At 51.8% G+C, this 9659-nt stretch carries 12 protein-coding genes; 7 read left to right on the plus strand and 5 right to left on the minus strand.

Annotated elements, in window-relative coordinates:
- From HN413_13400 to HN413_13415, 4 genes are all read left to right on the plus strand, one after another.
- Positions 1–374 (plus strand): methyltransferase domain-containing protein (locus tag HN413_13400; protein ID MBT3391392.1); only part of this gene is annotated, 374 nt, incomplete at its 5' end.
- Positions 375–417: 43 nt separating this feature from the next.
- A complete protein-coding gene (locus tag HN413_13405; protein ID MBT3391393.1) occupies positions 418–1149 on the plus strand; it encodes a SpoIIE family protein phosphatase in 732 nt (243 codons plus the stop codon).
- 17 nt (positions 1150–1166) lie between these two features.
- On the plus strand, positions 1167–2201 hold the full coding sequence (locus tag HN413_13410; protein MBT3391394.1) for a hypothetical protein: 1035 nt from the start codon (positions 1167–1169) through the stop codon (positions 2199–2201).
- Between the two features lie 66 nt (positions 2202–2267).
- Positions 2268–2615, plus strand: a complete 348-nt coding sequence (locus HN413_13415) for a hypothetical protein (protein MBT3391395.1) — start codon at positions 2268–2270, stop codon at positions 2613–2615.
- Between the two features lie 158 nt (positions 2616–2773).
- Here HN413_13415 and HN413_13420 read toward each other — a convergent pair whose 3' ends face one another.
- On the minus strand, positions 2774–3553 hold the full coding sequence (locus HN413_13420) for a hypothetical protein (GenBank protein MBT3391396.1): 780 nt from the start codon (positions 3551–3553) through the stop codon (positions 2774–2776).
- A gap of 56 nt (positions 3554–3609) precedes the next feature.
- Between HN413_13420 and HN413_13425 the strand changes: the two genes are divergently transcribed.
- Positions 3610–4443 (plus strand): SAM-dependent chlorinase/fluorinase, encoded by an 834-nt coding sequence (locus tag HN413_13425; protein ID MBT3391397.1) that lies wholly within the window; start codon positions 3610–3612, stop codon positions 4441–4443.
- Between the two features lie 40 nt (positions 4444–4483).
- A complete protein-coding gene (gene murA / locus HN413_13430) occupies positions 4484–5782 on the plus strand; it encodes a UDP-N-acetylglucosamine 1-carboxyvinyltransferase (GenBank protein ID MBT3391398.1) in 1299 nt (432 codons plus the stop codon).
- Positions 5783–5841: 59 nt separating this feature from the next.
- Here the strand turns inward: murA and trxA are convergent, their stop codons facing one another.
- On the minus strand, positions 5842–6195 hold the full coding sequence (trxA, locus tag HN413_13435) for a thioredoxin (protein MBT3391399.1): 354 nt from the start codon (positions 6193–6195) through the stop codon (positions 5842–5844).
- A gap of 120 nt (positions 6196–6315) precedes the next feature.
- On the minus strand, positions 6316–6753 hold the full coding sequence (locus tag HN413_13440) for an OsmC family protein (GenBank protein MBT3391400.1): 438 nt from the start codon (positions 6751–6753) through the stop codon (positions 6316–6318).
- 104 nt (positions 6754–6857) lie between these two features.
- Here HN413_13440 and HN413_13445 point away from each other — a divergent pair, with 104 nt between their 5' ends.
- Positions 6858–7637: a segregation/condensation protein A gene (locus tag HN413_13445; GenBank protein ID MBT3391401.1), complete on the plus strand. Its 780-nt coding sequence runs from the start codon at positions 6858–6860 to the stop codon at positions 7635–7637.
- A 55-nt stretch (positions 7638–7692) separates the two neighbouring features.
- Here HN413_13445 and HN413_13450 read toward each other — a convergent pair whose 3' ends face one another.
- Complete coding sequence (locus tag HN413_13450; protein MBT3391402.1) at positions 7693–8880, minus strand: GAF domain-containing protein; 1188 nt, start codon at positions 8878–8880, stop codon at positions 7693–7695.
- Between the two features lie 61 nt (positions 8881–8941).
- Positions 8942–9659, minus strand: a 718-nt coding sequence (locus HN413_13455) for a GAF domain-containing protein (GenBank protein ID MBT3391403.1), incomplete at its 5' end; no start/stop codon positions are given.

The following is a 9659-nucleotide window of genomic DNA, read 5'->3' on the forward strand; positions in this document are numbered from 1 at the left end:
GCCGCCTGCGCAAACTTCACTTCACAGCGCGCATCGTCAATGGCTATGCGCAATTCATCCCCTTCCCAGATAATTCATTCCACCAGATCGTGGCTACCTTTCCCCCGGAGTTCATTTTTGCCCCGGAGACTTTCCACGAGGTCTTGCGCGTACTCTGCCCCGGCGGCGAGTTTGTGGTTTTGCCCAGCGCCTGGATTACCGGAAAACGCCCCCTTGAAAAAGCCGCCGCCCAACTCTTTAAGTTCACCGGTCAGGCTCCCCCGTGGAACAATCGCTTTCTGGAATATTTCACCGCGGCTGGCTTTGAAGCCTGTGTCGAGGAAATTACCGAAGCATCCTGGAAGCTGCTCATCGTCCGCGCCAGAAAACCCTAAAACCAATCTACATCGGAAACGACTTTGTTGGTAAAATTCAGGCATGGAAGTGCAAATCGCAGTCTCTAAAGTTAAAAAATATGCCACCTCGACCAGCGGCGACACCGTGGAAGTTATCGAGCGTCCCAATGGCGGGGTATCGGTTGTGATGGCGGATGGACAAAGCTCTGGCAAAGGGGCCAAGTGGGTTTCATCGTTTGTTGTGCGTAAAATCATTTCGCTGCTGGCCGAGGGCGTGCGTGATGGAGCCGCAGCCCGCGCCGCAGCCGACGCGCTGCATACAGAGCGCGGCGGAAAGGTTTCGGCCACGCTCAATATTCTTTCTGCCGATCTGATGAGCAATACGCTGGTTTGCACCCGCAACAATCCGGCCCCCATTCTACTGGCACGCGATGAAGAAATTACAATCCTCAACGAAGAAAGCGAGTCGATCGGATTTTATCGCAACACACGCCCAGTGATTACGCAGGTAGAACTCAAGCCCGGCCTCACCGTGGTCATCTTTACCGATGGCATCACCCACGCCGGTTCGCGCGATGGCCGTTCCATGGACGCGGTAACTTGCCTGCAATCCACACTGGATAACGACGAAGACCCCTCTCCCCAATTTGTCGCCGACACACTGCTCAAACACGCGCTAAAGCTGGATAATGGCCGCCCGGTAGATGATATTAGCGTGGTCGCTCTCCGCGTTGTATCAACCCCTGACGAGGCCACCCATGACAGCAGCGTCATGATTCGACGCATGACAGTGCGTTTGCCACTCGGGCCATGAGGTGGCGCTCAAAATCCTTGCTGGGTCGAAGATTACGCGCGGGCTTGCGCGATAGCTGGCTGCTTTTTCGTCAGTTCCAATGGCCGCTGGCCTTATTCATCGCAACCATTTATGGTGGGGGATTGTTTTATCAATATCTAGCGCGCATGGCCGACGAACCCATCGGAGATGTGGCTGCCGCCGCTTATCATATCCTCACCCTGGTTTTCCTGAATCCGGTAATCAATTTCCCTCAAAGCTGGTATTTACAGATTTTCTATTTTCTGATGCCCGTCGTTGGTATTGGCATACTGGCGCAAGGCGTGGCTGATTTTGGCGTACTTTTTTTCAATCGCCGCGCCCGCGGCAAGGAGTGGGAAATGGCTGTTGCATCCACATTCAACCGTCATGTTGTTTTAGTAGGCTTGGGTCATTTAGGTGTTCGCGTGGCACAGCATTTGCATTCGCTGGGGCGCGACGTGGTGGTGATTGATCTCAGCCCCAAGGCCGACCTTGTCAATCGCGTGCGCGACCTTGGCATCCCTGTGCTGATAGACGACAGTACCCGCGAAATCGCGCTGGAAGCTGCCGGGGTTGCCAAAGCCAAAGCGATCATTCTCTGCACACGACAAGACGGCCTGAACCTGCAAACTGCCATGAAAGCGCGTCGCCTGAATCCAGATATCCGTGTGGTGGTACGCATTTTCGACGATGAATTTGCCCATGAACTTAAAGAGCAGTTTGGCTTTCAGGCTATCAGTACCTCGGCTACGGCCTCGCCAATTTTTGCCGCCACCGCCGCGGGCGTGGATATGACCCGTCCCATCACCGTAGAAGGCCAGTCGCTTTGTCTTGCCAGTCTACAAGTTACAGAACAATCAACCCTCAACGGCTTGAGTGTTGAGGCTATCGAGCGCGATTATGATGTCAGTGTCGTATTATTGCGCCGCCAAAACGAGGCGCCCGATTATCACCCTGGCCCCGAGCGACGTATCAAGGCGGCTGATGCGCTGGCTATCCTCGGGGGAGCCAGCGAAATCAGCCGCGCGTCACAAGACAACGGCCAAATCTAAGGCGCTCTATCCTGCAAATATTGATTCGCGGTTGCGGCAGCCCGAATACTCGCCACCAGCGCAGATATGGATACAAAAAATATACGAATTGGAATCGTAGGAGCTTGCGGCTCTGGAAAATCGGAACTGGCCCGCCGATTGAAAGCACGCGGTTTCAGCGTGCGCCACATTGCCCAGGAACACTCTTTTGCCCCCAATATGTGGCAGCACATCACAAATCCCGATATCCTGATTTTCCTCGAAGTATCTTACCTTATTACAATGGCGCGTAAAAATTTCAACTGGACCGAAAGGGAATACCAACAGCAAATCGAACGCCTTGCGCATGCCCATCAACACGCCGATCTGCACATCGACACCAACGCTCTGACCCCGGAGGAAGTTCTGGCACGCGTATTAGATTTTCTGGAATAATTGCGGTATTCCAATAGTATTTTCCAAATGTCATTTCGAGCCAGCGGCGAGAAAACCCTACAAAACTGGATATTTCAATCAAGTTTTCAGGGATTCTTCGACCCCTATGGGCTCTCAGAATGACATTCGCCCCTGGCTTCCTCATAGAAAACTAGTGTTCAGGGCCATATTCCCCACATCATATCCTGCAAAAAGAGTAGAATCACCCCACTGGCAACCAAAAAGGGGCCATACGGAATTGCCGCAAACGCCCGGTAACGCCGTTCCACAATCAACATTCCCACCAAATACAGCAAACTGAATACGCCGCCCAGCAAAATTGCCAGCACCAAACCACCAATAATCCCCGGCCAACCCAAAAGCAAGCCCAAAATCCCAGCCAGATTCACATCGCCAAAGCCCAGAGCCACCTCTTCCAGGGTTTCACCGCGCAGACGCGCCATCCATTTGGCAAACAGGTCGCCGAAGAAATATAAACCCAACATCAGAGAAAAACCAGCCGCGCCACCGAGCAAAGTAGCCACTAAGCCGCGCCACCAAATACCAAACCCCAAGCCCATAAACGCGCCTACCCAACTCACTGGATGCAAAATCAACCGATGCTCCACATCGATCACCGTCACCACGCCGAAGAAAATCATCAAGGCCATGCCCACCCCATAAGGCATCCCCTCGGGCGGCGCAATCCCCAGCCCAATACTGATCCCCGCAAACACACTATTTACTAGAAAATAACGAACACGCCATCGGCTACATTGCGGGCAACGCTGCAACCCTGAAAAATATGCGCCCCATTGCTTTGGCAACACACAGGCTTTACAAGGCACATCGGCAAGCAACGAATCCAGACGCAACGAACACAACATATCCGAAAGCCAGTTAACAAGCATACCGCCGCCCCAGCCCAGCAACGCAAAAAATATTATCTTTGAGAACATGCAAATATTATACAGGCATAATGCACTAATGCCGAGATCATCGTATAATCTGCGCCATGCACAACCCGATTGTTTTACTAACCGATTTTGGCACACGCGATGCTTTTGTGGGCATTATGAAAGGCGTTATCGCCCGCATCAACCCCGCAGCCCGCATGATTGATCTCAACCACAATATTCCCCCCGGCGATATCGGCCGCGCGGCGCTCACTTTGTGGCAGGCGGCTGATTTCTTCCCAAAGGGCAGCATCTTTCTCAGCGTGATCGATCCCGGTGTCGGCACGCCGCGCCGGGCAATCATCGCCGACAACGGCACTTATCGATTTGTCGGGCCGGATAATGGCAGCTTTAGTTATGTGATGAGCGAAGATTCCCCCGCCTGGGAATTAGCCAATCCCCAATATATGCTCACATCCCCGGGGATGACCTTCCACGGGCGGGATGTTTTCAGCCCAGCGGCGGCACACGCCTCTTTGGGGGTATCCCCCTCGAGTTTTGGCCCGGCAGTGCCCAACCCGGTGAGGCTGCCCCCTCCCCGGCTGGAGATTACCCTCGAAGGCAGCATCCACGGCGAAATCTTGCATGCCGATCATTTTGGCAACCTGCTGACCAGCCTGGGCCAATTCACACACACCCCGGAAGGCCAACTACACTTAACGCCCTGGGCGAGTACAACCCCCAAACAAAACATCAACCCTGCACAATACCGCGTTCACCTCCCGGATGGCCGCCCCCTGCCCTGGGCCAAGACCTTTGGCGAAATTCCAGCCGGAACTTGCGCCGCGCTGATCGGCAGCACTGGATTAATCGAAATTGCCGCCAACCGGCACAGCGCCGCCGAACTGCTCAAACTGCGCGATGGCGACATCGTTACGATCAGGTCAATCTAAACAAGCCCACACCACAAGAAAAATAAATATTGATACGGAGATCAACATGGAACGCTTCATCATTCATGGCGGGAAGCCGCTCAACGGCGAAGTTATCCCTTCGGGAAATAAAAATGCAGCCCTGCCATTACTGGCCGCCTGCCTGCTGACCGAAGAACCAGTCATTTTGCATAACGTCCCTGAAATTCAGGACGTATTGTCTATGCGCAAACTAATCACAAGCCTGGGGGTAGAAATCACAACTATTGGCGATCATACCTGGCGCGTCCATGCCAAAGAGGTGCGCACACACGATCTCAACCCGGATGAGTGCCGCCGTATTCGGGCTTCGATCTTGCTGGCCGGACCAATGACGGCGCGCACCGGCGAACTGCATCTGCCCCCACCGGGCGGCGATGTGATTGGCCGCCGCCGCGTCGATACGCATATTTTGGCGCTTGAAGCGCTGGGCGCAGAGATCGAATACGATCGTGTTGAACGCGTTTTTCATTTTTCAGCGCAGGGTGGTTTGCACGGTAACGATATCTTGCTCGACGAGGCCAGCGTAACGGCTACTGAAAACGCCATCATGGCTGCGGCGACGGCGCAGGGTACAACAATTTTACGCAATGCCGCTTCTGAACCACACGTTCAGGAACTTTGCCACCTGATCAACACTCTCGGCGGCAAAATTAGCAATATTGGCTCAAATACGCTGACCATTGAAGGGGTTGCCAAATTAGGTAGCGGAGAATTTACAATCGGACCCGATTACCTTGAAGTAGTCAGTTTTATTGGCGCAGCCGTCGTAACGGGCGGATCCATCCGCATTCGCAATGCCGGGCCGCGCTACCTGGATATGGTGCGACTGGTCTTTCGCCGCCTGGGTGTGGTCTGGGAAGTGGATGGCGAGGATATTCTTGTTCCCGCAGAGCAAACTCTTGAAATTGAGCCTGATATCGGGGATGCCATCCCGAAAATTAACGTGATGCCCTGGCCCTCTTTTCCCACAGATTTAATGAGCATCGCTATTGTCGTCGCCACCCAGGCCCGCGGGACGGTGCTCTTTCACGACTGGATGTATGAGGGCCGCATGTATTTCACCGATAAGCTAACGGGGATGGGCGCGCAAATTGTCTTGTGCGATCCACATCGCTGCATTGTCCAGGGGCCAACGCAATTAATTGGCGAAACGGTGGATAGCCCGGATATTCGCGCCGGTCTGGCATTAGTGCTGGCCGCCCTGGCTGCCAATGGGCGTTCGAAGATACGCAATATAGGCCAGATCGATCGGGGCTACGAACGTATCGAGGAGAAATTACGCGGCCTGGGAGCCGATATTCAACGTGAATCCAGCTAACACAAAAAGAGCATGAGCCGCAAAGCGGTTCATGCTCTTTTTGTGTTAATTAAAAACAATTATTCGGCAGCCTGATTGGCAACCACGTTCAAGAATTGATCCAGCACATTGCGCAGCGTTGGCTCTGGCATGGCGCCTACCTGTTGGTGAACTACTTTTCCACCGGCCACAAAGAGCATCGTGGGGATGCCCTGAACGCCATATTTCATCGCCCATTCATTGTTTTCATCCGTATTCACTTTGGCTACGACGATTTTGCCTTCGTACTCTTTGGCAAGTTTATCCAGAATCGGCGCAACCATGCGGCACGGCCCGCACCAGGGGGCCCAAAAGTCAACCACTACCGGAAGCTCGGATTGCAAAACAGACTTCTCAAAAGCGGCATCGGTAACATGGATCGGTTCGTTAATCATTATGTCCTCCTGATCGAATAATCAGATTTTAGTATAGCTGTGAAATCACAGCGGGGGTTTTCGACATACAGTTTGGTTAGATGCAAAAAGGCGCATTCCGTTACATTCGATATTTCTAGCTTACGCTGGAATTGATTCACCAGGGGCCAAGATGCGATAGGAAGAAATAATTTGCGCCTTTGCGCCGAGCATGGCACTGGCCGAGCAGTATTTTTCTTCAGAAAGTGCAATGGCTTGCTCAATCGCTTTTTCGCTCAGGCCTTCCCCCCAGAGCCAATACTCAATCACAATTTCTGTATACACTTTGGGATGCTGATCGGCCCTTTTTCCACGTACGCGCACCTGGAGGTCATCCAAAGGCTGGCGCTTCTTTCCTAAAATCAGCGCTACATCCACACCGGTACAGCCTGCCAATCCGGTCAGCAATAACTCCATCGGAGAGATGCCCGGCTGCCCATCCAACTCACCCATTTGGACGCTGCCGCCTACCAAGTTTTTCCCGATAAAGGTGGTGTCGCCGCGCCACTCGGCAACAACTTCTTTCCAAAGGGCACTCATAACTTCAACTCCCGGGATAAATCAATTTCATTGCTCACTACATTTCTGCTTTCTGCGGGGAAGTATAGCATGGCAAAGTGTAATTGTCAGGTATAATCACGGGTATGAAATTTGACTTTGCTACCCAGCAAATTGGCAGCTATCAGGTTATGACGCAGGTTTATGAAGGGCCGCTGGATTTGCTGCTTCAATTGATCGAACAGTCTGAACTCGATATTACTAAACTAGCTCTGGCACAGGTGACAGACCAGTATCTGGCGTATATTCGCGCCATGCCCGAACAATCGCCCGAAGATGTTTCTGCCTTTTTGGTGATTGCTGCAAAATTGCTTCAAATTAAATCTGAGGCGTTGCTGCCGCGCCCACCCGCCCGCGAGGATGGCGAAGAAGACCCTGGCGAAGCGCTGGCCCGGCAACTTTTGGCATATAAACGCTATAAGGAAATTGCTAATATTCTTGAAGCGCGCGCATCTGAAGGCTTGCGCACCTACTTGCGCCTGGCAGCCCCTCCCACACTTCCGGCGCGCGCCGATTTTGGCGATTTCAGCCTGAACGATCTTTACAACTTAGCGGTTGAAGTCTTTGCTCAGGTTGATAATCGAACGCCCCTCGGGAAGGTAGTTTCAGCGCCAAGAGTGACGATCCGCGAAAAAATAGGGCATATCGTCCAACTACTGAAGCGCAGCCGACGAGCCACCTTTGGGGCGATTCTCGGAGAAAATCGTTCGCGCTTGGATGTTGTGGTCACATTTTTGGCGATGCTGGAATTGGTCAAGCGCCATTTTGTTAACGCCAATCAGGTGGGAATTTTCAGTGAAATCACCATTGAAACGGCTGATGAATGGAACGATGAACTTGACTTTGACCTGGAATTTGGGGAATAAGTAGCGGGCCAGGCGCTTGTCAGAAAGGGGAAATTTCGAAAGGGTCAAGCATACTTTACGAAATATTATGCTCCAATAACGGATCGTTGGCAATGGGTTCCAGACCGGCATCTTTCAATTGATTTCGCAATTTTTTGATAGCTTTTTTTAACTCAGCCATACGCACTTCTCTCCCGGCCATCAGACTGAGAATTTGTCGGTGTTTGTCCATCTCTTCCTGAAGTTGGGTTGTGCGTTCGGCGACTAATTCTTCCAGTTGATCGCGATGCCTGGCTAACTCTGCTTCTGTAAGCACTCGCCCGGTAATATCCAACGCTGTCGTGGCAAAATTGATTGTCGAATCAGCCGAATCAAGCGGGCTTGAACCCAGCAAAACATGAATAATCTCTCCATCCTTGCGCACAAAGCGCGTTTCCACTGCGCTGATTCCTTTTTCGCTAATCAGGCGCGCTTGTTCCTCGCCAACTGACTGGTAATCCTCATCACTACTATATAGAAATTTTGTGTTCCTCCCAAGAAGTTCATCTCTGGCATATCCGGTCAGCTCACAAAAGCACTCGTTCACATCGACAAATACTCGTTCAGCAATCAGACCAATACCAATCGGCGCCACCCGAAAAACGCCTCTCAGCTTGGCTTCGCTCTCTCGTAACGCATTCTCCGCTTTCTTGCGGTCAATTGTTTCCCATGCCAGTACAGCTAACCGCTGGATTGTGCTAATATCGTACTCATCATATTCTGTGGGCTTATTGCCCACGCCGAGAATGGCGACAATTTTCTCCCCGCGGAAAACCGGGACGACAAGTTCGCGCACTATCGGTGCATGGCCTTCGGGAAGTCCCTTCTTATATGGCAAACTGGCATAATCGTTATGGACAACGGGTTTACGCTTACGCACACAGTCCACCCACACTCCGGCATCCTCAATCGGATAATGCAAACTCACACCATCAGCATTACACAAATGCGCCAGAGTATTGGTTGACCAGGTCTGCAGCGCCAGCGTTTTTTGATCGGCTTCAACAAAGTGATAAAAACCGATCTCGCTGTTGGTTAATTTTTCGGCTTCGTCCAGGAAATTTTGTAATAGTTGGATTACGGTATGGTCATCCGCAAATTTAATCAGCCGCAATTGAGCGGCCTGCAATTCTTCATCCCGCTGACACACACTTCTCTTCCTCTCTAACTCAGCAATCCGCTGCCGCATGGCTTCCAAATCTGGTGAGAACCGGATTCCGCTCATTTGTGACCTTCCACTATCTTTTCGCTTGACTCAGCTTTCGTACATAATAGCACAAACCGATCTAATCTCGGATTTTTTTGTCAAAATAACCGGGTTCCAATAACGGATCATTGGCAATAGGCTCCATACCAGCATCAACCAATTGTTTGCGCAATTTTTTGATGGTCTTTTTTAACTCAGCCATGCGCACTTCTCTTCCGGCCATCAAATTAACAAGGGTTTGCAATTCTTTGGTCCGTTCCGCGACCCGTTTTTCCAACTCGGAGGCATGGTGTCGGGATGCCTCGTATAAACGAACATTCTCGATGGTTAGGGCAGCCTGGTTTGCCAGACTTTGATACATCTCAATTTCATCGGGTAAGAATTCACGCACGCCATTTGTAGATGCCAGAATCAAAGCACCCACAAGCCGCGCACCGGCCAGCAAGGGAATGTAAATGATTGAACACAACGACCTGAGTTCAACAACCTCGCATTCCGCCGTTGACAGACTCGTTTCAGATACATCTGCAATAATCACCGGTTTCCGAGATGAGAGCGCCTTGGCAATATGAGGATGTTCGGCCAGATTTGCACGCCGCAACTCTGCCGGGAAATTCTCTGGCAAAGGCGGTGTTGTCGCGCCTAAAAACAAAGATTCCTCATCGATAAGATAGATCGCCCCACTGCCTAAACCCCGAAGCTGGGTAGCGTATTTCGCAATCAATTGGAGGACGGATTCCATCTGCATAGTAGAGGCCAGCAATTGACTGACATCAAACAAAATCGATAAATCATCC

The sequence above is a fragment of the Chloroflexota bacterium genome, from assembly GCA_018648225.1.
In the GTDB taxonomy this organism is placed as follows: domain Bacteria; phylum Chloroflexota; class Anaerolineae; order Anaerolineales; family UBA11858; genus NIOZ-UU35.